This is a genomic window from Pseudomonas sp. PGPPP1 (assembly GCF_002255865.1).
Classification (GTDB): Bacteria; Pseudomonadota; Gammaproteobacteria; order Pseudomonadales; family Pseudomonadaceae; genus Aquipseudomonas; species Aquipseudomonas cremoris.
In genome coordinates this window covers 689,172-709,744 of the sequence record NZ_NKIG01000001.1, presented here as the reverse complement: position 1 = coordinate 709,744, position 20,573 = coordinate 689,172, and the positions used below count along the sequence as shown (strand labels likewise).

Below are 20,573 nucleotides of genomic sequence, written 5' to 3'. Positions count from 1 at the left end.
ACTGTAATAAACGTAGGTCGCAGCCAATGCGACCAGAGCCCTAAAAGGAGCAAGTCTTATGACTCGCATACGCAAGTGGCTGCCGAAGCTCGCCCTGGTGGCGGCTTCGGTGCTCGGCGCCTCGGCATCCGCCCTGGCTGCCGAGAAGCCGAATATCCTGGTGATCTTCGGCGATGACATCGGGCAAACCAACATCAGCGCCTATTCCATGGGCGTTGTGGGGTACAAGACGCCCAATATCGACCGGATCGCCAAAGAAGGCATGATGTTCACCGACTACTACGCGGAGAACAGCTGCACGGCTGGGCGCTCGTCCTTCATCACCGGCCAGACGCCGTTGCGCACTGGGCTGTCGAAGGTGGGTATTCCGGGAGCTCCAGTGGGGCTGCAAAAACGCGATATCACCATTGCCCAGGCGCTCAAGTCGCTGGGTTATTCCACCGGGCAATTTGGCAAGAACCACCTGGGCGACCGGGATGAGTACCTGCCGACCAACCACGGCTTCGACGAGTTCTTCGGCAACCTGTACCACCTTAATGCCGAGGAAGAACCCGAACGCCCTTATTGGCCCAAGGACGATGCAGAATTCGTCAAGGCCAACACCCCACGCGGGGTGATCCACAGCTTTGCCGACGGCAAGATCGAAGACACCGGCGCGTTGACCACCAAGCGCATGGAAACCATCGATGACGAAACCACGGCTGCGGCACAAGCCTTCATCAAAAAACAAGCCGAAGCCAACAAGCCGTTCTTCGTGTGGATGAACACCACGCGCATGCACGTGTTTACCCACGTGCGAGACTCGATGAAGGGCCAGAGCGGCATGCCCGGCAACGAGTACGCCGACGGCATGCTGGAACATGACGGCGATGTGGGCAAACTCCTGCAAACCCTCGATGACCTGAAAATCGCCGACAACACCATCGTGGTCTACACCACCGACAACGGGCCGAACCAGTTCTCTTGGCCGGACGCGGCGACCACGCCGTTCCGTAACGAGAAAGACTCCAACTGGGAAGGCGCCTATCGGGTGCCGGCGATCATCCGTTGGCCGGGCAAGATCAAGGGGGGCGAAGTGTCCAACGAGATGGTCTCGGGCATGGACTGGTTCCCGACCCTGCTCGCCGCCGCCGGTGATGCCGACGTGAAGGACAAGCTGCTCAAAGGCTGGGCACCGACGGCCGGTGGCACCAACTTCAAGGTGCACCTGGACGGCTACAACCAACTGCCCTACCTCACTGGCCAACAGCCTAAAGGCGCGCGCAACGAGTTCTTCTACTTCAATGATGACGGCATGCTGGTGTCGATACGCTTCGACAACTGGAAAGTGGTGTTCGCCGAGCAGCGCCAGCCCGGTGGGTTCAGGGTCTGGAGCGAGCCGTTCGTGCAGTTGCGGGTGCCGAAGATCTTCAACCTGAGGATGGACCCGTATGAACGTGCGGACGTGGTTTCAGACCAGTATTACGACTGGACCACCAAGAACGTTTACCTGGGAGCGGTAGCGGTGACCAAAGCGGCGAAGTTCCTGGAAACCTTTGTCGAATACCCACCGAGCCAGAAACCGCCGAGCTTCAGCATCGACCAGATTCGTGAAGCGGTGGACAAGAAAATTGAGGCGAAGATGAAGGCCGCGCCCGCCTCATAACTGACACAACACAACAAAAATGTGGGAGCGGGCTTGCTCGCGAAAGCGGTAGATCAGCCAACCTATTCGGCGACTGACATACCGCTTTCGCGAGCAAGCCCGCTCCCACAGAGTTCTTCGCAAGCTCTGGAATTCTGTAATGACCGCACGCACTGCCAGCAAGCCCCTGGAGATCGCCACCCGTACCTCAATCCTGCTCCCCGCCCTCCTCCTGTTCATCTCCGGCGGCGCAGCGTTGGTGTATCAGGTGCTGTGGATCAAGCAGTTGTCCTTGGTGGTCGGCGTGGAGGTGTATGCAATCACCACCGGCATCAGTGCTTTTTTCGCTGGACTGGCCCTGGGTGGGCTGTTGTTTGGACGCTTGGCGGACCGCTTCTCGCGGCCATTGCTGTTGTACGCGGGCCTGGAATTACTGGTGGCCGTTTTCGGCGTCGGCGCCACGCTGGCGCTGGGCACCGCCGCCGAACCCTTCGCTTGGCTGGAGGCACGCATTGGGCTGCTGGCCTGGGCGCTGCCGTTTGCCCTGGTGGGGCTGCCAGCGTTGCTAATGGGCGGCACGTTGCCGGTGCTGGTGCGCTCGCTGAACATCGACGCCAAAGGCTTGAGCCAGGCTGGCGGGCGCTTGTATGCCGCCAACACCGCCGGGGCAATTGCCGGTACGTTGCTGACGGCATTCGTTTTGATCGCGCAATTTGGCGTGCGCGGCAGTGCGTTGGTCGCGGCGCTGTTGAACCTGGTCGCTGCGGCGGGCGCAATGCTGGCGGTGCGTCATCGACCGCCCGCCATTGTGGCTCCGGCTCATGCGGTACAACCCGCTCGATTGGCGCTGGTGCTCTACGCCATCGCAGGGGGTGTGGCGCTGGGCTACGAGGTGGTGTGGTCACAATCCATCGTGCAGTTCATGAGCACACGCACCTATGCGTTTGCAGTGGTACTCGCCACCTACCTGACCGGCTTGTATGTGGGCAGCCAATGGATGTCCCGCCGCGTGGAGCGCCTGCGTGACCCTTGGGGCATATTCGGCCTGTTGATCGCGGGTGCCGGGCTGGTGGCCCTGCTGGAAATCGCCCTGCTGGGCCGTTGGCTGGTGCTGTTGCAAACCCAGGCCGAGTCGCTGGTGCTGAGCCTGGGCGGCAGTGAACTGCCCGGTATGAGTGCACGGTTTGCAGTGGCGGCACTGTGCATCGTGTTTGTGCCGACACTGTTGCTGGGCGCTGCGTTTCCCGTGGCCTTGCGCCTGAGCGTGGGAAACCGCCATGTCGGCCGCGACGTGGGCGCTGTGGTGGCGTTCAACACCCTGGGTGGGATTGTCGGTGTGATGCTCTGCGGGTTTGTGCTGATCCCGTGGCTGGGATTGGTACGGACCTTGGGCCTGCTGGCTGTGATCGCGAGCGTGGTGGGCTACCTGGCCGTGCGGCGTGGCCATGGCGTTAAAAAAGGTCGGCGCCAGGCCGTGGTGGCGCTGGGGCTGGTATCGGTGGCCGTGGCACTGCTGACTCCAGTGGATCGCCTGGCCAAATTACTGCCGGGCGCACGCAATGCCAGCTTGGCGTTTTATCAGGAAGGACGTGGGGCGACGGTGGCCGTGGTCACTCAAGGCCAGGGCGCACGGGCTTTCCAGCGCCTGTATATCCAAGGCGTATCGAACACTGGCGACGCCATGCCGTCGCTGCGCTACATGCGTATCCAGGCGTTATTGCCGCTGCTGATCCACAACGGCGAGCCCAAGTCGGCGCTGGTGATCGGTTTTGGCACCGGCATAACCGCCGGCGCCTTGTTGCGTTACCCAGGCCTGGAACACCGCGTTGTTGCCGAATTGCTGCCGTCGGTGGTGCAGGCAGCAACGTTGTTCAAAGGCAATTACAACGCTGCCAGCGACCCTGGCGTAGAAGTGCGCCTGCGCGACGGTCGCCAGGAACTGCTGCGCAATCCACAAGCCTACGACCTGATCACCCTGGAGCCCCCGCCGCCCTCCGCCGCCGGTGTGGTTAACCTCTATTCCCAGGACTTCTACAGGCTGGCCGCCACACGCCTGGAGAAAAACGGCCTGCTCGCCCAATGGCTGCCGTTGCCGACGCAAAACATCGACGACTCCCGCGCGCTGGTGCGCAGCTTTCTTGACGTATTCCCCTACGCATCGCTGTGGACCAGTGAGTTTCACGAGATGCTGCTGGTGGGTTCCCTTGAACCGATCAATCTGGACGCAGAGCGCATCCGCCAGCGCTTCGAGCAGCCCGGCGTGCGCAGTGCGCTGTTCGACGTCGGTATCGATTCAGCCGCGACGCTGCTAGCCACCTGGGTCACCGATCGCCAGGGCCTGGAGCGTTTTGCCGCCGACGCGCCCGCCGTCACCGATGACCAGCCGCACATCGAATACGCACCGTGGGTGCGCGCCAAGGAAATCACCCGAGTGCTGCCGGCCTTGCTCGACCTGCGCACGCCGGTGCCGCTGGTCAATGCAGACGCAACGTTCACCCGCACCCTCAGCGCCGAGCAGCAACGGCTGATGCAGTTCTACCGCGCCAGCCTGCATGCCTACGACGGCGACCGTGATGCATGGGGGCGGGATATTCGGGAGGTGTTGCAGCAGGACAGCGCCAACCCGTACTACCGCTGGTTTATCACCCCCTAAAACAGGTAATGTGCGCCCGATTGTTTAGGGAGTTGCACCGCACATGACTTGCTGGAATGTCCTTGGCCTTACGCCGGATGCCGATAGCCGCACGATCAAGCGCCAATACGCCGCGCTGTTGAAGAAGACCCGGCCGGACGAAGACCCCGAGGGTTTCCAGCGCCTGCGCGAAGCCTACGAGGCTGCGCTGGAGTGGAGCCAAGCTCCGCAGGAAACCGTCGAAGTCGTGGTTGAACACCGGGGTGAAACCCTCGACCAACGCTATCAAGCCGCAATGCAGGACGGCACAGCGCTGTTCTTCGAAGTGCACCTGCTGCATCGCAGCATCGAAGGCGAACTCAGCGCCGAAGACACGCGCTGGGCCTTCGAAACGTTCAACTGGCTTACGGCCTGGCAACGCCTCGAGCTGCCCGCCGAGCTGGTCGAGAAACTCGAACGCCAACACCGTACCGCTCTGCAGCAACCGTTACGCGAGGCCCTTGAGCACAAGGACGAGGCGGCATTCCTGGCCGCCTACGCGGCGCGTGATCAACACGCGTGGGTGCACAACCACCCGCATGCCGAGTGGTTCAACCAATGGCTGGCCAGGCTGTTGGCCCAGAGTCATTACTGGTCCTGCGCCGTGTTCGACGCGGTGTGTGCTGGCCAGGACTGGCACGGTGGCGCCGACCACACGTGCCCGCCCGGCGACTGGGCGCTGTTGTTGCGACGCCAGCAAGGGCCACTTTTTATCGCACGCCAACGGGCATTGGCCGCCGAGCCGCCCTTCACCCCGCAACAACGCGCTGCACGCCTGTTGCTGGCGCCGATGAGCCTGAGTCAGCGCCGTGCGTTCGCCGAGCGCCTGGATCAAGACGACTGGAAAGCCTGCCAGGCCCTCAGCGCCGATATCTATGCCGACCACGTGGCCCTCGCCGAAGCGATGCCCGGCGGCACCGTGTATTTCTGGCAAGGCTGGGACACGGCTACCGACACTTGGCCGTGGATCGTCGCGCTGGTGCTGGGTTGCCTGGTGGGCGCGCTGGTCAAGGCCGAGCGCCTGGCCGGTCACGTGATACCGACAATGGGCTACGGGATCCTGTGGGCATTGGCCGCCGTGATCGGTGCCGGGCTGGCCTGGCAAGTGTGGCGCCCACTGGCCCACCAATACCGTGTGCTGGATGAACGACTCAGCGAGCGCATGCCCCTGAAGCTACTGCCAATACGCGACCTGGTGCCTGGGGTGGTGCTGGCGGGCGCGCTGGGGTATGTCTTCAGCCCCGTCGCCAGCCTGACGCTGGTGGGCGCTCTGGCACTGATCGGCCTGGTCAAGCGACCGTTCAACAACCACCACACCCCCTGGACTGTCCGTCACCCCCGCTGGACCACAGGGGGCATGGTGCTGGCCGTCCTCGTGGTGATTGCGCTCTATGCCGGCCTGTTGCTGCTCGACAGGCAGTACTTGGTCACCCGCAACCAGGGTCTGCAACAGTGGACCGAACGCCTGTGCAGCCGCATGCCGCGCACTGCTCCCGAATGCCAGGCACCCGCCACCGAAGCGCAGTGGTACGGCCAGGAGGCCAAGAGATGAATCCGAATCTGCTATTCCCCATCGGCATTTTCCTGGCCTTGGGATTGCTCGGCATGGCCGGCGCCACCAAGCCCCTGCAACAGGTGCAGTTGTGGCTGGACCAGCACGACAGCCCCCACACTGCAGCCGCCAGCGCCCTGGCGCCGATCATTGATTGCGTGAACCGCATCGACCGGGATACGCGCCTGGCCTATTACCGCAAGCACTCAACCCAGCCAGAAGCGCGTGACACGGATAACTATGGCGACCGTAACGAGCCCGAACCGCGCCTGATCCAGGCGGCAGTCTGCTCGCAGCTCTACACCCTGAAGCTGGAGCGCCAGGACCCTGGCAGTCGCATGGTTGGGCTGGCCAGCGTGTACGCCTACCAGTTGAATAAATTCACCTCACTGTCTGACACCGTCATACCGGCCTATCGCGCCAACGGTATACCGCCGAGCACACAGCAAATGGTCGCGCAGGTGATGAACAAGCACCTGGCGCAAGAGCTGGAGAAAAAAGGCGAGGACTACTGGCGGGTATCTGCCGAGCTGCGTAACGATTTGGAAGTGGAGGACCTGCGCATGCGGCCTGCGCAACTGGCGTTGCTGGAGGCGCGGTTCGGTCGCGACGTGCATTGGCACATCCTCAACTACATGATCGCGGCGCGTGAGGCGGTGAACCAGATCGAACTCGGCATGCGTGATGCGAGCCTCACACCGCAGGCGGTCGCCACCCTGGCCGCAGCGGTGCAACAAGCCGCCGATGGCACCAAGGCTTACATCCGCACGCCCACCAGCCCGGAGCGGGATGAGGACGCCGAGTACATGTGGTACATCATCACCTCGCCCGCCGAGGCTTACCTGGCGGCGTTACACACATTGGAAAAAGACTGGCAGGCCCGCGCGCTGCCGCAGCAGCTGAGTGACGACTATTACCTCGTCACCCGCCGCTACGACGCCCTGCTCAGCTATTACAACCGGCAGGCGCGTAATACGTTCTAGTGCTTTTTGAGCTTCACGTACGACTGATGCAGGTCTGACGCCCAACCGTCGATGACGCTTTTCACATCGTCGGCCTTCATCACTTGGGCGTCGTTGGACAGCGGCTTGCCGGTGCCCTTGCGCACCACTTGGGCCAGCACCTTGCCGCTGGCACCGTCGAGGAACTGCGCCTCGGTGCCCAGGGTGGTTTCCTGGTCACGGTGGCCCGTCGCCGTACTGGCGGCCGCCACGACCAGCGCAACGGGGATGTATTCGTACGGCGCGAGGGCTTCGGTCTTGCTGCTGACAGCAGTGATCGCCGCACGCACCACAATCACCCCGGGGCCAGGCGCGTTGGCCAAGGGCAGGGATTTTTCCAGCTCACGCTTGAGCGCCTGGTTGTAGTAGGTGTTGATGCCGTTGAGGGTGCTTTCCGGGATCTTGGCGGTGGCCTGGGGCTTGGGATAGAACTGGGTCGGTTCGACGTACACCGCGGTGTAGCGGCTCAGGTCCAGCTTGGGATCAACCCAACGCATCACCTCGGCACCCGACGGGGACTTGGCTTCCTTGAGTTGGCTGTAGTCGGAGAGAAACCCGGAGTATTCCTCGGGTTGGGTGACCTTGCTGGCACAACCTGCCATTGCGATTGAGGCGATGCACAGCGCGCTGATCGTTAGCCTTAGTTTCATCATTGAACTCCCTGGCGGTCATCACTGAAACATTGAGCTTGTAGGTATAGCCAACTCTGGGGAAATAGCCGCTATTTCGCGCCGTGCGTTTGACAGACTTGAGCACAGCGTCAAAGCTGCACGAAGCTTAAGCACGCCGTAGAGCGTCCATGCATCAAGACAACGGAAGTCGGAATGCCCAGGCCCAAAAAAGAACCAGCCGTACCCCACCGTGATTCACTCCGACGTTACCTCTACCCCGTATTGATTGTGTTGCTGTTGTTGGGCATGGCCGGGATCTGGTTTTTCCTGCAGGCCGGTACACCTCGCTTGCCGGTACCTGTGGCGGCCGTAAAACCGGCGCCCATCGCCCCCGCGCAGATGGTCGATGAACAGCAATGCCAGGGTTGCCACCAGGCGCAAGTCAAGGACTGGCAAGGTTCCCACCATCAGTTGGCGATGCAGGCGGCCAACGCGCAGACGGTGCCGGCAGACTTCAATGACGCAAGCTTTACCGGCGAAGGCGAAACCACGCGTTTTTTTCGCCGGGGCGCCGAGTATTGGGTCAATACCCCTGGCAGCGACGGCCAGGCGGCCGACTTCAAGGTGGCCTACACCTTTGGCATCGCCCCGTTGCAGCAATACCTGATCGAGGTTGGCGAGGGACGCCTGCAAGCCCTCGGCTTGGCCTGGGATACGCAGCTGCACCGCTGGTTTCACCTTTACCCCGGCCAAGGTGTGAATTTCAAGAACCCACTGCACTGGAGCAAACCCAGCCAGAACGCCAACTTCATGTGCGTGGAGTGCCACACCACCGGCTACAAGCGCAATTTCGACGCGGTCAAAAACAGCTTCGACAGCCAGTGGAACAGTCTCGGCGTCGGCTGCCAGGCCTGTCATGGCCCGGCGTCCAACCACCTGCAATGGGCGGCAAAAAAGGGTGACCTGCTGCATGCCGGCTTCGCCGTAGACCTCAAAGACAAAGACGCCACCGTCGAGCTGGAAACCTGTGCGCGCTGTCATGCGCGCCGCGCCCCCTTGGGCGATGGTTTCACCGTGGGCAAACGCCTGATGGACGACTACCTGCCCAGCGTATTGACCCGCGAGCTGTACGCCCTGGACGGCAAGATCAAGGACGAAGTGTTCGAGCACGGCTCCTTCGCGCAAAGCAAAATGGCCGAAAAAGGCGTGCGCTGCAGCAACTGCCACAACCCCCACAGCAATGAGCTCAAGGCACCCGGCAATGCCGTTTGCGCGCAATGTCATAACCCGGCGGGCAAAACCCCGTACACCACGGTGGATGGGCGGGGGTTGCAGGCCAAGCAGTACGACTCCGCCGACCACATGGGCAAGGCCGGTGCGTTCTGTGTCGATTGCCACATGCCAGGCAAGGTCTACATGGGCAACGACTTGCGCCATGACCACAGCTTTAGCATCCCAGCGGCAGCGCGTGACGTGCTCAAGGCGCCCTCTTACGCCGAGAGCATGGCGTTGATTCGCGGCGCAGAACCGGGCGCAGCCCAGGCGCTCTATGACCAGTTGGCGCGCGGCAACCTTCCGGCGATCCAGCGTGCGACGTTGCTGGTGGAGTTGCCCAACTACCCGAGCCAGCAGGCACTGGCTTTGGCGACCAAGGACCTCTCCCACCCTGCCCCGCAAGTACGGGAAAGCGCCGTGCGTGCGGTCAGCACCCTGCTGCCACCCCCAGAACGCGTGGCGCTTTACGGTACGTTGCTCAAAGACCCGGTGCGGGCCGTGCGCATCATCGCCGCGCGGGACCTGTTGAGCGTGCCCGGCCAAGGCCCGGCCTGGAACAGCGCCATCGCCGAGTACGAACAGGTGCAGATGAGCCTGCTGGAGCGCGCCGAAGCCAACCTCAACCTGGCCATGCTGTACCAGGCCAGTGGCCGTGGCGACAAAGTGGAAGGTCAGTTGCGCACGGCGTTGCTGCGTGACCCGGACTTTTTTCCTGCGCTGGTCACCCTCGCGCAGTGGCTTGAAGCCAACGGCCGCGCGCAGGAGGCGCGCAGCCTGATCACCGAGCAGTTGGCACAACATCCGGATGCGGCGCTGTTGCAGCACACCCAAGGGCTGATGCTGATTCGTGCAGGCGATACGGCCAATGCCATGCCCTACTTACACAACGCTGTGCGATTGGACCCCGCCAACGCGCAGTACGCGTTTGTACTCGCCGTCGCCTTGCACGACGGCGGCAAGGTCGATGAAGCCACCCAGCAACTGGAAAGCCTGTTGCAGCGCCAGCCTTACAACCGTAACGCGCGGCTGTCGCTGATCCAGTATTACCTGGAGAACGGCCAGGAGCCCAAGGCGCAGGCGGTGATGCAAAGCTGGAAAAAGCTCAACCCAGGTGACCCTGCCTTGAAATAAGCACTTGCCTGCGATGACGGCGGCTTGGCACAACATTTTTATCGCCAATGCCGCCGTCTTCGCAGCCTCGCTAAAGCTCGACAGCTCCTACAGGTGACCGAGTCCATCCTTTGAAATGCGGTCGAATGTGGGAGCTGGCTTGCCTGCGAAGGCGGCCTTTCAGACCTGCCCGTTTCGGGCAAACCGGTTAACTACGCTCGCGGGGAATCAGGCCTTGGAGCTGAGAGGCGAGGAAGTTGGCGTCAAAGCTGAAGGTGTCGGGGTCCTTGAGGCCATTGGTTTTCTTCCATAGCCAATCGTTTTTATCCGCCGGTAGCACCAGCGAGACGCTGCCATGACGTGCGGCGGTCAGGCCCATCACCGCCACTGAAATAAAACCGCCCACCCCCATCACATCCGGGACGAATTCCACGGGCTTACCGGTGATGTGCACGGTCAGCTTCTCGGTCTTGAACGTCGAGGTCTCCACCGGCACGCTTGGGCCGCTGGCCACATAGGCTTCACGATGAACTTCGAGCAAGCCCACCGACTTGACCGGTTCCAGCCATTGCTCGATCTGCCCGAACAGTTCACCGAGTTTTTGTGCCCAGCGCGCCGACTGCACATCGAATTGCTGTTTCTTGTGCGCTTCGCTATCGGCGTAATGACGAAGCATCTCGCCCAGTTGCTGTACATCGTCCATTGCGGCGTTCCTTGGGTGAGCCAGGTTGCGAAGCTCGATCATGGCAGATGCACGGGGGTGGCGTGTAATTAACGCCTGCGCGACAGCGGGCGCGTCTTCTACGGGCCCACTATGCAGCTACGGCGCAGCACGTTGAAGATTCAGGTATGGCGTTAAAAAGCAGATCAGAGCGCCTAAACGTCGCTATTTCAGGCCGATAAAACTGATCCGCATGAATGAGTTTTTTCTGAGCCTGTTTTGTTTTGCCCACGCTTCCTACAGTGCCGCCACTTGGAACCGTGGGAGGACTGAGCATGAGCAAAGCAACAATCGAGCAGGCCTATAACTATAAAGTCGTGCGGCAATTCGTTATCGCCACCCTCGTCTGGGGCGTGGTAGGCATGGCCATGGGCGTGTGGATCGCATCGCAATTGGTGTGGCCCGAAATGAACCTTGATCTACCCTGGACCACCTTTGGCCGTTTGCGACCGTTGCACACCAGCCTGGTGATTTTCGGCTTTGCCGGCAGCGCACAATTTGCCGCCAGCTATTACGCGGTACAGCGTACCTGCCAGGTCCGGCTGTTTTCCGACACCCTGGCAGCCTTTACCTTTTGGGGCTGGCAGTCGGTGATCGTGATCATGCTGGTCAGCCTGCCGCTGGGCTACACCACCACCAAGGAATACGCCGAGATCGAGTTCTCCGGAGCGGTGTGGATGACCGTCGTGTGGGTGGCCTATGCCGTGGTGTTCTTCACCACCGTGGTGCGCCGCAAGACCCAGCATATCTACGTGGGCAACTGGTTTTTTGGTGCGTTTATCCTGGTGATCGCCATGTTGCATGTGGTCAATCACCTGGCGATTCCCGTGGATTGGTTCAAGTCATACCCGGTGTATTCCGGCGCGACCGATGCGATGGTGCAGTGGTGGTACGGGCACAACGCCGTGGGCTTTTTCCTGACCACCGGCTTCCTGGGGATGATGTACTACTTCGTGCCGAAACAAGTCGGACGGCCGGTGTATTCCTATCGCCTGTCCATCGTGCACTTCTGGGCGCTGATCACCCTGTACATCTGGGCCGGCCCTCACCACTTGCACTACACCGCGCTGCCGGACTGGGCACAATCACTGGGCATGGCGATGTCGTTGATCCTGCTGGCGCCAAGCTGGGGCGGGATGATCAACGGCATGATGACCTTGTCCGGCGGCTGGCATCAGTTGCGCACCGACCCGATCCTGCGTTTTCTGGTGCTGTCGTTGGCGTTCTACGGCATGTCGACCTTTGAAGGCCCGATGATGGCGATCAAGACCGTCAACGCGCTATCCCACTACACCGACTGGACCATCGGCCACGTACACGCCGGCGCCTTGGGCTGGGTGGCGATGATCACATTCGGCTCGCTGTATCACATGATTCCCAAGGTGTTTGGCCGCGAGCAGATGCACAGCGTGCCGCTGATCAACCTGCACTTTTGGCTGGCGACGATCGGCACGGTGCTGTACATCGCCTCGATGTGGGTCAACGGCATTACCCAAGGCCTGATGTGGCGGGCCGTGAACGATGACGGCACCCTCACCTATTCCTTTGTCGAGGCCTTGCAGGCAAGCCATCCGGGGTTTGTGGTGCGCTTTGCCGGTGGTGTGTTCTTTCTTACCGGGATGGTGCTGATGGCCTACAACACGTGGCGTACGGTACGGGTAGCCGACATGAAACTGGCCCAGCTTGACGCTCGGATCGTTTGAAATGTGGGGCGTGCTGATGGTGGTGTGCCTGTACGGCGCGGTGGAGTATTGCTTGCAGGGGCAGTCTGACAAAAGCCTGGACGATGCCAGCTTGATCCCTTTTGCCGACGATCCGGACGTAGCGAAACGCGTGGAGTTGGCGACCGGCAAGCGCATCGACGCAGTGGCACCGCAAGAGGCAGAGCCGGGCTGGGTGAAGCTGGATATGTGAAACTGCACCGGTCATTTGGCGGCTAACTGCGTATGACTAATCCACCGCCGATGGGTAAGGTGACGCGACATTCCTTGTCAGGAGCATCGCATGCGCACCATCGGCCTAATCGGCGGCATGAGCTGGGAGTCCAGCGCCGAGTATTACCGCATCATCAACCAGCGCGTGCGCGACCAACTCGGTCCGCTGCGCTCGGCGCAACTGTTGATGTACAGCGTGGACTTCGGGCCGGTGGAGCAAGCCCAGCATGCCGGGCGTTGGGATGATACGGCGCTGATCCTGGAAGATGCCGCCCGCCGCCTGCAAGCCGGGGGTGCCGAGTGTGTGGTGCTGTGTACCAATACCATGCATCTGGTGGCGCCACGTATCGAGGCGGCGGTGTCGATTCCGTTCCTGCATATTGCTGATGCCGCAGGACTGGCAGCGGTTGAAGCCGGCACGCTGACGGTGGGCTTGCTGGGTACTGCGTTCACCATGGAACAGGATTTTCTCAAAGCGCGTCTCGCGGGCCACGGCCTGAACGTGCTGGTGCCCGACACCGATGAACGTCAAGCCGTGCACCGAATTATCTATGAGGAATTATGTGTTGGCGTGATCAGCGATGCGTCACGCCAGGTTTACCAACGGGTTATCGAGTCGCTGGCGGCGCGCGGCGCCCAGGCGATCATCCTCGGGTGTACGGAAATCAGCTTGCTGATCAAGCCGGAACACAGCGACCTGCCGCTGTTGGATACCACCGAGCTGCATGCGCAAGCTGCGGTGGCATTTGCCCTGCAAGACTAAACCGAGGTGCGAAGGCGGGCCATGCTCACCGTGTCGACAAACTGACCATCGCGCACGGCGTAATCGCGCATCAGGCCTTCGACCTCAAAGCCGAACTTGCGGTACAGCTTCTGCGCGGCTTCGTTGTCGGCATACACCGTGAGTTCAACCCGGTGCAGGTTCATCCAGTTGTCGGCCACGTCCAGCGCGGCGGCCAGTAGCCGGGAACCTACGCCTTTGCCCTGCCAGGCAGTCGCCACGCCCATGCCGAACGACCCAACATGGCTGCGACGTACGCGCAGTTGTTGCTCCAGGCCGAGTTGCCCGATCACTTCCCCACCATGCACCGCCACCAGCTGCAGGCGCCGTTCGTTGTCCAGCACCAGCTTGTTGCGCCAGGCCTCAACGGACTGGAACGGCATCTGTAGCACCTGACGGCAGACGGCCGGTTCGTTATAGAGCGCCGCGACACCTTCAAGGTGGGCCTCGGTGAAGCGCTGGATGACGATATGGGGTTCAGGCGTGTGCATTGTGTTTCATCCTTTGAAAGACACGTGGCCGCCCAGTGTAGGGGCGCGCCTATTGCGCGCGCAACGCCGCCACTCGCCACACCCGCGCGACATCTGCCGCCCGCTCGCGCAACAAGCGCGGCGCTTCACTGCAGGCTTGCTCCAGGCTCATCGGCCCGGCGGGCAAGGCAAATGCGGCGTCTACCCCATGGGCGTACATCTGCTCGTAGCCGTCGCCCAGGGTGCCAGCGATGACAATCACCGGCACGCCGTGCTGCTGGGCGATACGTGCCACGCCGAAGGGGGTTTTGCCGCGCAAGGTCTGGGCATCAAAGCGGCCTTCGCCGGTGATCACCAGGTCGGCGCCACGTACGGCTGCATCCAGGCCGACCAGTTCAGCCACCACCTCTACACCGGCGCGGAACTGCGCCCCGAGGAAGGCTTTGGCGGCAAAGCCAAGGCCACCGGCGGCACCGCTGCCGGGTTCTTCGCGCACGTCCTTGGGCAGCACCTTGGCGCAGTGGTCGGCGAAGTGCCCGAGGGCGGCGTCCAGTTGTTGGACTTGCTCTGGGTTGGCACCTTTTTGCGGGCCGAAAATCGCCGAGGCGCCGTGCGGGCCGCAGAGCGGGTTGTTCACGTCAGCGGCGATTTCGAAGCGGACTTGGGCTAGGCGTGGGTCGAGTTGTTCAAGGTCGATATGGGCCAGGCGAGCCAAGGCCAGGCCGCCCGGTGGCAACGCTTGCTCTTGAGTGTCGAACAACTGCACGCCAAGGGCCTGCATCGCGCCCGCGCCGCCGTCGTTGGTGGCGCTGCCGCCAATGGCCAGGATGATGCGCTGGGCACCGAGGTCCAAGGCGGCGCGGATCAATTCGCCCGTGCCGTAGGTGCTGCTGGAACAGGCGTCGCGCTGCCCAGGCGGCACCAGTTGCAGGCCGCTGGCTTCGGCCATCTCGATGATTGCGGTGTGACTGTCGGCCAACCAGCCCCAATGGGCTTCAACGGTTGCCCCCAGTGGCCCGCGCACCGACTGGCTGCGCAATTCGCCGTTGCACGCGGCAAGTACTGACTCAACCGTGCCCTCACCACCATCCGCCATGGGGCATTGCACCAACTCGGCATCTGGCCAGACCTGGCGTAGCCCCTCGGCAATGGCCTGGGCGACGCCTTCAGCGCTCAGGCTGTCCTTGAATGAGTCGGGGGCGATGATGATTTTCATGGGCTTTCTCCGGTTTTTATAACGCCCATGCTGCCAGTTGGTACCGACATTGACGCCGGTCCGATGCACAAGTGCGGGAAAGGTTTGTTGTTCATTCCGACAAAGCCTGGGGCAATAGCTGCACACCGAGATACAGCGCGAGCATGCCGTCCAGCCTCAGCGGGTCGACACCACTGAGTTCAGCAATGCGCTCCATGCGATAGCGCAGGCTGTTGCGGTGAATGCCCAGCGCGTCGGCACACGCCTGGCTTTGCCCGTCGTGCTCGCACCAACTGCGCAACGTAGCCAGCAGTTGGCCGTTGCCGTCTTTTGCCAGCACTTTGCGCAAGGGGTTGAGCAACTCATCGAGGGCATCGTCGTTGCGATGACGCCAGAGCATCACTGGCAGGCGATAGCGGTTGAGGGTCAGCAGCCTGGCGTGCGGCAGGATGTCCCGCCCGTAGGCCAGCAGGTCACCGACGCGGCGATAACAGCGGCGCAACCCGGCCAAGCCATCGGCCTGCCCGCCCACCGCTACCCGCAGGATGTTCCAGCCCAAGCCGTCGAGCTTTTCCAACAGGCGTGGATTGTCCACTTGCACTGCCGCCGGGCGACACCACAACAACGAGAATTGCGCCGAGCTGACACACCAACTGTCCGGGTAACGCGAGGTCAACCAGGCACTCAACGCCTCCGCCGACTGACCCGCACCCAGTTCGAACAGATACGGCGTACGTGCCATCTGCGGTTTGAGCCCCAGTTGTTGGGCTTCGTCCACCAGGCGCGGCGAGTCTCCCGTTTCGGCCAGCAGCAGGGCCAGCAGATCGTCGCAGCGTTGCCGACGCCATTGCTGCTCGGCTTGCTGGTGGCGATGGCTCACCAGCATTTCGGCGGTCATGCGCACCAGTTCCGCATAAGTGCGCAGGCCTTCTGGTTCGCCGGTAATACCCAGCACACCGATCAGGCGCCCGTCGTGCAGCAGCGGCAGGTTGATGCCGGGTTGCACGCCCTTGAGGTGCTTGGCGGTCTGGCCGTCGATTTCCACCACGCGCCCGTTGGCCAGTACCAGTTGCGCGCCTTCGTGGCGGGTGTTGATGCGTTCCGGTTCGCCGCTGCCAAGAATCAACCCCTGGCTGTCCATGACATTGACGTTGTAGGGCAGGATCGCCATGGTGCGATCGACAATATCCTGCGCCAGGTCATGATCCAGCTCGAACATGGGGCTAAGTTCCTAAAAGGTGGTTGTTCACCAGCACAGCGCAAAGAGTGCTTCACTGTGCGCGAGCACAAAGACAGTACCCCATCGCGTCGCCGAGACTGTTTGGGCGATCAACGTTACCCTCGCATCGCGAAAAATCATAATAAAGAGAGACCGCCATGTCACAGAGCGCCGCTGCCACACTGGCCACCGATGACGATAAAAACGCCATCTACAAGCGCATTACCCTGCGCCTGATCCCCTTCATTTTTATCTGCTATCTGTTCAACTACCTCGACCGGGTAAACGTTGGCTTTGCCAAGTTGCAGATGCTCGATGCATTGAAGTTCAGCGAAACCGTGTACGGCCTGGGTGCCGGGATTTTCTTCATCGGCTACGTGCTGTGCGGCGTGCCGAGCAACCTGGCGTTGACCAAGTTCGGTCCACGACGCTGGATTGCGTTGATGATGATCGTCTGGGGCACCTTGTCCACCTGCCTGCTGTTCGTTACCACGCCCACCCACTTCTACACCCTGCGCTTGTTTACCGGTGCGGCCGAAGCCGGGTTTTTCCCGGGCGTGGTGTTGTACCTCTCGCAGTGGTTCCCGACGTTCCGCCGTGGGCGAATCATGGCGCTGTTCATGTCGGCGATCCCGGTGTCCGGTTTGCTCGGCAGCCCGTTCTCCGGCTGGATCCTCAACCACTTCGCCGCTGGGCAAGGTGGCCTCGCGGGCTGGCAATGGATGTTCCTGCTGCAAGGCATCCCGACTGTAATCCTGGGCTTCCTCGCCTACTTCCTGCTGAGTGACAGCTTCGCCAACGCCAAGTGGCTCAAGCCCCACGAGCGTGCGGTGCTGGAAGCCGACCAGGCGACGGACCTGGCCAACAAGCCGAAAACCACCACCGACTCCCTCGCCGAAGTGTTCAAGAACCCAGCGATCTGGGCGTTCGGCCTGATCTACTTCTGCATCCAGAGTGGCGTCTACGCCATTAACTTCTGGCTGCCGTCGATCATCAAGAACCTGGGGTTCAGCGATAACATGGTGATTGGCTGGCTGAGTGCGATCCCATACCTGCTGGCGGCGGTGTTCATGTTGCTGGTGGGTCGCTCGGCGGACTTGCGCAAGGAGCGTCGCTGGCACTTGGTGGTGCCGATGTTGATGGGCGCGATTGGCCTGGTGATTGCGGTGAACTTCGCCACCACTCCAGCAATTGCAATTCTCGGCCTGACGATTGCCACCATGGGCGCCCTCACCGGTCTGCCGATGTTCTGGCCGGTGCCGACCGCCATGCTCAGCGCGGGTGCGGCGGCAGGTGGCTTGGCATTGATCAACTCGATGGGCCAGATGGCCGGTTTCCTCAGCCCGTATATCGTCGGGTTTGTGAAAGATGCCACGGGGTCAACGGATATCGCGTTGTACCTGCTGGCAACGGTGATTGTGGCGGGTAGCGTTCTGGCTCTGCGCATGACCCGTACTCTTAAGGTCTGACGCGATCAGTGTGGGAGCTGGCTTGCCTGCGATAGCGGTGGTGAATTCACCAGCACTATCGCAGGCAAGCCAGCTCCCACATGACTTTCCGGTGTTTACAGCAGGCCGCCGCCGTCGATATCGATGACCGCGCCGGTCATAAAGCCATTCTCCATCGCCAACACATACCCCGCCGCCACTTCCTCTGCCTGCCCTACCCGCCCAACTGGCAACAGCCCGCTTGCCTTGGTGAACATCGCTTGGCGCTGCTCCTCAGCCAGCCCGGCATACGCTGGCGTATCGATCACGCCGGGGCTGATCACATTGACCCGTCGCGGCGCCAGTTCCTTGGCCAATTGCTTGCCGAGTGCTTCGGTCGCCGCGTTGATACCGGTCTTGATGAACTGGCCAGCCGCCAACTTGCGCCCCAACTGCCCGGACGTGAGGCTGATGCTGCCGCGCTCGTCAAGGTAAGGCAGCGCAAGCTGGATCGCCCGTAGCGAGCCCCACAGCTTCACGTTGAAGTTTTCCTGGGCTTCATCCAGGTCCGTCTCGATCAGGTTTTTTGCGCGCACCGACGGGCCGGAGGTGTAGACGAGGTGATCGAAACGCCCAACCGTTTCGAACAGGCGTTGCAACGAGGCGGCATCGGTCACGTCCACCGGCTCGCTACGCAGGCCATTATCGGTACCCGACGCCAGGCGCCGCCCGGCCAATACCACATGGGCGCCACGGTCGGTTGCGGCCTTGGCCACGGCGGCGCCGATACCGCTGCTGCCGCCAATCACGATGACGGTTTTGCCATTGAGGGAAGAAGTCATGGGTGAGTATTCCTGGGTGAGAAAGTGAGCGTTTATCCTCCCAGCTTGGCAATCGGCGAAAAATCCCGGTAAAACGACAAGATCTTTAAAGGATTTTTACAAATGAGCTCGACACTCGACCTTGAAGTCTTCGTGCGCACCGCCGACACGGGCAGCCTTTCCGCAGCGGCTCGTGGCCTCAACCTGACGCCGGCAGCGGCGAGTATCGCCCTTAAGCGCCTGGAAACCCGATTGGGCATCCGTCTGCTGGCCCGCTCGACCCGCAGCATGCGCCTGACCGAAGAAGGCGCACGTTACCTGGGCAGCGTACGGTTGGCTTTGGAGACGTTGTCCGAAGGTGAGCGAGCAATCAAGCAGCAGGGGCAGAGCCTCAGCGGGCTGCTGCAGCTGTCGGCGCCCTCGGATTTTGGGCGCAATGTGCTGCTGGGCTGGCTGGATGAGTTCAAGCAGGAACACCCCGACATCCGCATTCAACTATTGCTCAATGACAGCAACGCCGACCTGTTCCGCGACACCGTCGACATCGCCCTGCGTTTTGGGGTGCCCAGGGACTCTAGCCTGGTCGCGCTGCCGGTGGTGCCTGGCCACCATCGCATTCCCTGCGCCAGCCCCGACTACCTGGCGCGGTACGGTACGCCGCGCACGCCGGCAGAACTGTCGCAGCACAGCACGTTGCGCTACATGCGCCGGGGTCAAGCCAACAGCACGTGGAATTTCTACCAGAGCGGGTTGCGCCAGGAGGTCGAAGTGACCGGGGATTACCTGAGCGATGACGGCGAAATCGTGCGCCGCTGGGCACTGGCCGGGCATGGCATCGCCTATAAAGCCAACCTGGACGTGGCCCGCGACTTCAAGGCCGGACGCCTGGTGCCGTTGTTGCCTGAGTGGCAAGGCGAACCCACGCCGTTCAACCTCATGTGCCCGCACCGTCTGCAAGTGTCGGAGCGAGTGAAAGTGCTGCATCGATTTGTGCAGGCGCGCTGCCAGGCCTTGCTCGATCCATGAAGAAATGCGCCAAGGGCTTGTTCCAGAGCCTTCGAGTCTGGTATTGCATGACTCACGTTTCCCAGCCTTGAGGAGTTATCCATGATTTACCGCACATTGGGCCAATCCGGGTTGAAGGTCAGCGCCTTGACCCTGGGCACCATGATGTTTGGCGAACAGACCAACACCGAGGACTCGCTGCGCATCATCGACAAGGCCTGGGACCAGGGCATCAATTTTATCGACACGGCGGACGTGTACACCGGCGGGCGTTCGGAGGAGATTGTCGGCGAAGCCATCGCCCGTCACCGTTCGGATTGGGTGCTGGCGTCCAAAGTCGCCATCGGCCCTGCCGACGGCATCCCCAACCGCAGCGGCCTGAGCCGCAAACGTATTTTCAACGCGCTGGAGGCCAGCCTCACGCGTCTGGATACCGACTACCTCGACATCTACTACCTGCACCGCGAAGACCACGACACCCCGCTGGAGGTCACGGTGTCGGCGATTGGTGACTTGATCCGCCAGGGCAAGATCCGTTACTGGGGCCTGTCCAACTACCGGGGCTGGCGCATTGCCGAAGTGATTCGCGTGGCTGAGCGCCTGGGCGTGGACAAACCAGTGATCAGCCAACCGCTGTACAACATCGTCAACCGTCAGGCCGAAGTGGAACAAATCACCGCTGCTGCCAACTACGGGTTGGGCGTGGTGCCCTACAGCCCGCTGGCTCGCGGCGTGCTCAGTGGCAAATATGCGCCGGACGTCACGCCTGAGGCCGGCAGCCGCGCCGCGCGCCAGGACAAGCGCATCCTTGAAACCGAGTGGCGCGTGGAATCGCTGCGCATCGCACAGCAGATCCAGCAGTACACCCAAGGGCGTGGCGTGGGGATTGTCGAATTCGCGATTGCCTGGGTGTTGAACAACGGCGCGGTGAGTTCGGCGATTGTCGGGCCACGTACCGAAGCGCAGTGGGATGCCTATACCGGTGCGCTTGAGGTGAAGATCACGACAGAAGACGAGGCGTTTATCGATTCATTGGTGACGCCGGGGCATTCGTCCACCCCGGGATTTAATGATGTGGGCCATTTTGTTTCAGGGCGCATTCAACGGTCCTGAGCCCACCCAGATAGTCAGTAGGGGCGGGCCTGCTCGCCCACTA

17 protein-coding genes are annotated in these 20,573 nt (G+C 61.8%); 11 read left to right on the top strand and 6 right to left on the bottom strand.

All coding sequences use genetic code 11. The features are described from left to right. Positions 1-58: 58 nt before the first annotated feature. From CFE47_RS03275 to CFE47_RS03260, 4 genes are all read left to right on the top strand, one after another. A complete protein-coding gene (locus tag CFE47_RS03275) occupies positions 59-1,645 on the top strand; it encodes an arylsulfatase (RefSeq protein WP_286835473.1) in 1,587 nt (528 codons plus the stop codon). Between the two features lie 139 nt (positions 1,646-1,784). Further along, positions 1,785-4,277 carry a spermidine synthase gene (locus CFE47_RS03270; RefSeq protein WP_286835472.1) on the top strand — a complete coding sequence of 831 codons (2,493 nt, stop codon included), beginning with the start codon at positions 1,785-1,787 and terminating at the stop codon, positions 4,275-4,277. Positions 4,278-4,320: 43 nt separating this feature from the next. Beyond that, positions 4,321-5,847, top strand: coding sequence for a J domain-containing protein (locus tag CFE47_RS03265; RefSeq protein WP_286835471.1), 1,527 nt, complete (start codon positions 4,321-4,323; stop codon positions 5,845-5,847). After that, positions 5,844-6,830 carry a DUF3829 domain-containing protein gene (locus CFE47_RS03260; RefSeq protein WP_286835470.1) on the top strand — a complete coding sequence of 329 codons (987 nt, stop codon included), beginning with the start codon at positions 5,844-5,846 and terminating at the stop codon, positions 6,828-6,830. Before CFE47_RS03265 ends, CFE47_RS03260 begins: the two co-directional genes overlap by 4 nt. Here CFE47_RS03260 and CFE47_RS03255 read toward each other — a convergent pair. Continuing rightward, the gene (locus CFE47_RS03255; RefSeq protein ID WP_286835469.1) at positions 6,827-7,498 is read right to left on the bottom strand and encodes a DUF3313 domain-containing protein; all 672 of its coding nucleotides are present in this window, start codon (positions 7,496-7,498) and stop codon (positions 6,827-6,829) included. The two genes, CFE47_RS03260 and CFE47_RS03255, sit on opposite strands and share 4 nt — an antisense overlap. A gap of 174 nt (positions 7,499-7,672) precedes the next feature. Between CFE47_RS03255 and CFE47_RS03250 the strand changes: the two genes are divergently transcribed. Beyond that, a complete protein-coding gene (locus tag CFE47_RS03250; RefSeq protein ID WP_286835468.1) occupies positions 7,673-9,865 on the top strand; it encodes a tetratricopeptide repeat protein in 2,193 nt (730 codons plus the stop codon). Between the two features lie 187 nt (positions 9,866-10,052). Here CFE47_RS03250 and CFE47_RS03245 read toward each other — a convergent pair whose 3' ends face one another. Continuing rightward, entirely contained in the window at positions 10,053-10,547 is a 495-nt protein-coding gene (locus tag CFE47_RS03245; protein ID WP_286835467.1) for a hypothetical protein, read from the bottom strand. A gap of 293 nt (positions 10,548-10,840) precedes the next feature. Between CFE47_RS03245 and ccoN the strand changes: the two genes are divergently transcribed. The 3 genes from ccoN to CFE47_RS03230 all read left to right on the top strand — a co-directional run bounded on the left by ccoN (position 10,841) and on the right by CFE47_RS03230 (position 13,262). Further along, positions 10,841-12,268: a cytochrome-c oxidase, cbb3-type subunit I gene (ccoN, locus tag CFE47_RS03240; protein ID WP_286835466.1), complete on the top strand. Its 1,428-nt coding sequence runs from the start codon at positions 10,841-10,843 to the stop codon at positions 12,266-12,268. 1 nt (position 12,269) lies between these two features. Beyond that, positions 12,270-12,479, top strand: coding sequence for a cbb3-type cytochrome c oxidase subunit 3 (locus tag CFE47_RS03235; RefSeq protein ID WP_286835465.1), 210 nt, complete (start codon positions 12,270-12,272; stop codon positions 12,477-12,479). A 90-nt stretch (positions 12,480-12,569) separates the two neighbouring features. Beyond that, positions 12,570-13,262 (top strand): aspartate/glutamate racemase family protein, encoded by a 693-nt coding sequence (locus tag CFE47_RS03230; RefSeq protein ID WP_286835464.1) that lies wholly within the window; start codon positions 12,570-12,572, stop codon positions 13,260-13,262. On the opposite strand, the gene CFE47_RS03225 is transcribed toward CFE47_RS03230, so the two are convergent. From CFE47_RS03225 to CFE47_RS03215, 3 genes are all read right to left on the bottom strand, one after another. Then, on the bottom strand, positions 13,259-13,771 hold the full coding sequence (locus CFE47_RS03225) for a GNAT family N-acetyltransferase (RefSeq protein ID WP_185706037.1): 513 nt from the start codon (positions 13,769-13,771) through the stop codon (positions 13,259-13,261). The two genes, CFE47_RS03230 and CFE47_RS03225, sit on opposite strands and share 4 nt — an antisense overlap. Positions 13,772-13,820: 49 nt before the next feature. Further along, positions 13,821-14,966: a glycerate kinase gene (locus tag CFE47_RS03220; RefSeq protein ID WP_286835463.1), complete on the bottom strand. Its 1,146-nt coding sequence runs from the start codon at positions 14,964-14,966 to the stop codon at positions 13,821-13,823. A gap of 91 nt (positions 14,967-15,057) precedes the next feature. After that, on the bottom strand, positions 15,058-16,164 hold the full coding sequence (locus CFE47_RS03215; protein WP_286835462.1) for a sugar diacid recognition domain-containing protein: 1,107 nt from the start codon (positions 16,162-16,164) through the stop codon (positions 15,058-15,060). A gap of 158 nt (positions 16,165-16,322) precedes the next feature. On the opposite strand from CFE47_RS03215, the gene CFE47_RS03210 reads away from it, so the two are divergent. Next, a complete protein-coding gene (locus CFE47_RS03210; RefSeq protein WP_286835461.1) occupies positions 16,323-17,633 on the top strand; it encodes an MFS transporter in 1,311 nt (436 codons plus the stop codon). 95 nt (positions 17,634-17,728) lie between these two features. On the opposite strand, the gene CFE47_RS03205 is transcribed toward CFE47_RS03210, so the two are convergent. Next, complete coding sequence (locus CFE47_RS03205; protein ID WP_286835460.1) at positions 17,729-18,433, bottom strand: SDR family oxidoreductase; 705 nt, start codon at positions 18,431-18,433, stop codon at positions 17,729-17,731. 102 nt (positions 18,434-18,535) lie between these two features. Here CFE47_RS03205 and CFE47_RS03200 point away from each other — a divergent pair, with 102 nt between their 5' ends. Continuing rightward, positions 18,536-19,438, top strand: a complete 903-nt coding sequence (locus CFE47_RS03200) for a LysR family transcriptional regulator (protein WP_286835459.1) — start codon at positions 18,536-18,538, stop codon at positions 19,436-19,438. An 81-nt stretch (positions 19,439-19,519) separates the two neighbouring features. Further along, complete coding sequence (locus tag CFE47_RS03195; RefSeq protein WP_286835458.1) at positions 19,520-20,530, top strand: aldo/keto reductase; 1,011 nt, start codon at positions 19,520-19,522, stop codon at positions 20,528-20,530. Positions 20,531-20,573: the final 43 nt, after the last annotated feature.

Excerpts from the sequence above, each read along its gene's own strand:
- CFE47_RS03275 (WP_286835473.1), top strand. The coding sequence starts at position 59 with ATGACTCGCATACGCAAGTGGCTGCCGAAGCTCGCCCTGGTGGCGGCT.
- CFE47_RS03195 (WP_286835458.1), top strand. The coding sequence starts at position 19,520 with ATGATTTACCGCACATTGGGCCAATCCGGGTTGAAGGTCAGCGCCTTG.
- CFE47_RS03205 (WP_286835460.1), bottom strand. The coding sequence starts at position 18,433 with ATGACTTCTTCCCTCAATGGCAAAACCGTCATCGTGATTGGCGGCAGC.
- ccoN (WP_286835466.1), top strand. The coding sequence starts at position 10,841 with ATGAGCAAAGCAACAATCGAGCAGGCCTATAACTATAAAGTCGTGCGG.
- CFE47_RS03200 (WP_286835459.1), top strand. The coding sequence starts at position 18,536 with ATGAGCTCGACACTCGACCTTGAAGTCTTCGTGCGCACCGCCGACACG.
- CFE47_RS03230 (WP_286835464.1), top strand. The coding sequence starts at position 12,570 with ATGCGCACCATCGGCCTAATCGGCGGCATGAGCTGGGAGTCCAGCGCC.
- CFE47_RS03220 (WP_286835463.1), bottom strand. The coding sequence starts at position 14,966 with ATGAAAATCATCATCGCCCCCGACTCATTCAAGGACAGCCTGAGCGCT.
- CFE47_RS03235 (WP_286835465.1), top strand. The coding sequence starts at position 12,270 with ATGTGGGGCGTGCTGATGGTGGTGTGCCTGTACGGCGCGGTGGAGTAT.
- CFE47_RS03260 (WP_286835470.1), top strand. The coding sequence starts at position 5,844 with ATGAATCCGAATCTGCTATTCCCCATCGGCATTTTCCTGGCCTTGGGA.
- CFE47_RS03215 (WP_286835462.1), bottom strand. The coding sequence starts at position 16,164 with ATGTTCGAGCTGGATCATGACCTGGCGCAGGATATTGTCGATCGCACC.
- CFE47_RS03245 (WP_286835467.1), bottom strand. The coding sequence starts at position 10,547 with ATGGACGATGTACAGCAACTGGGCGAGATGCTTCGTCATTACGCCGAT.
- CFE47_RS03255 (WP_286835469.1), bottom strand. The coding sequence starts at position 7,498 with ATGAAACTAAGGCTAACGATCAGCGCGCTGTGCATCGCCTCAATCGCA.
- CFE47_RS03250 (WP_286835468.1), top strand. The coding sequence starts at position 7,673 with ATGCCCAGGCCCAAAAAAGAACCAGCCGTACCCCACCGTGATTCACTC.
- CFE47_RS03270 (WP_286835472.1), top strand. The coding sequence starts at position 1,785 with ATGACCGCACGCACTGCCAGCAAGCCCCTGGAGATCGCCACCCGTACC.
- CFE47_RS03265 (WP_286835471.1), top strand. The coding sequence starts at position 4,321 with ATGACTTGCTGGAATGTCCTTGGCCTTACGCCGGATGCCGATAGCCGC.
- CFE47_RS03225 (WP_185706037.1), bottom strand. The coding sequence starts at position 13,771 with ATGCACACGCCTGAACCCCATATCGTCATCCAGCGCTTCACCGAGGCC.
- CFE47_RS03210 (WP_286835461.1), top strand. The coding sequence starts at position 16,323 with ATGTCACAGAGCGCCGCTGCCACACTGGCCACCGATGACGATAAAAAC.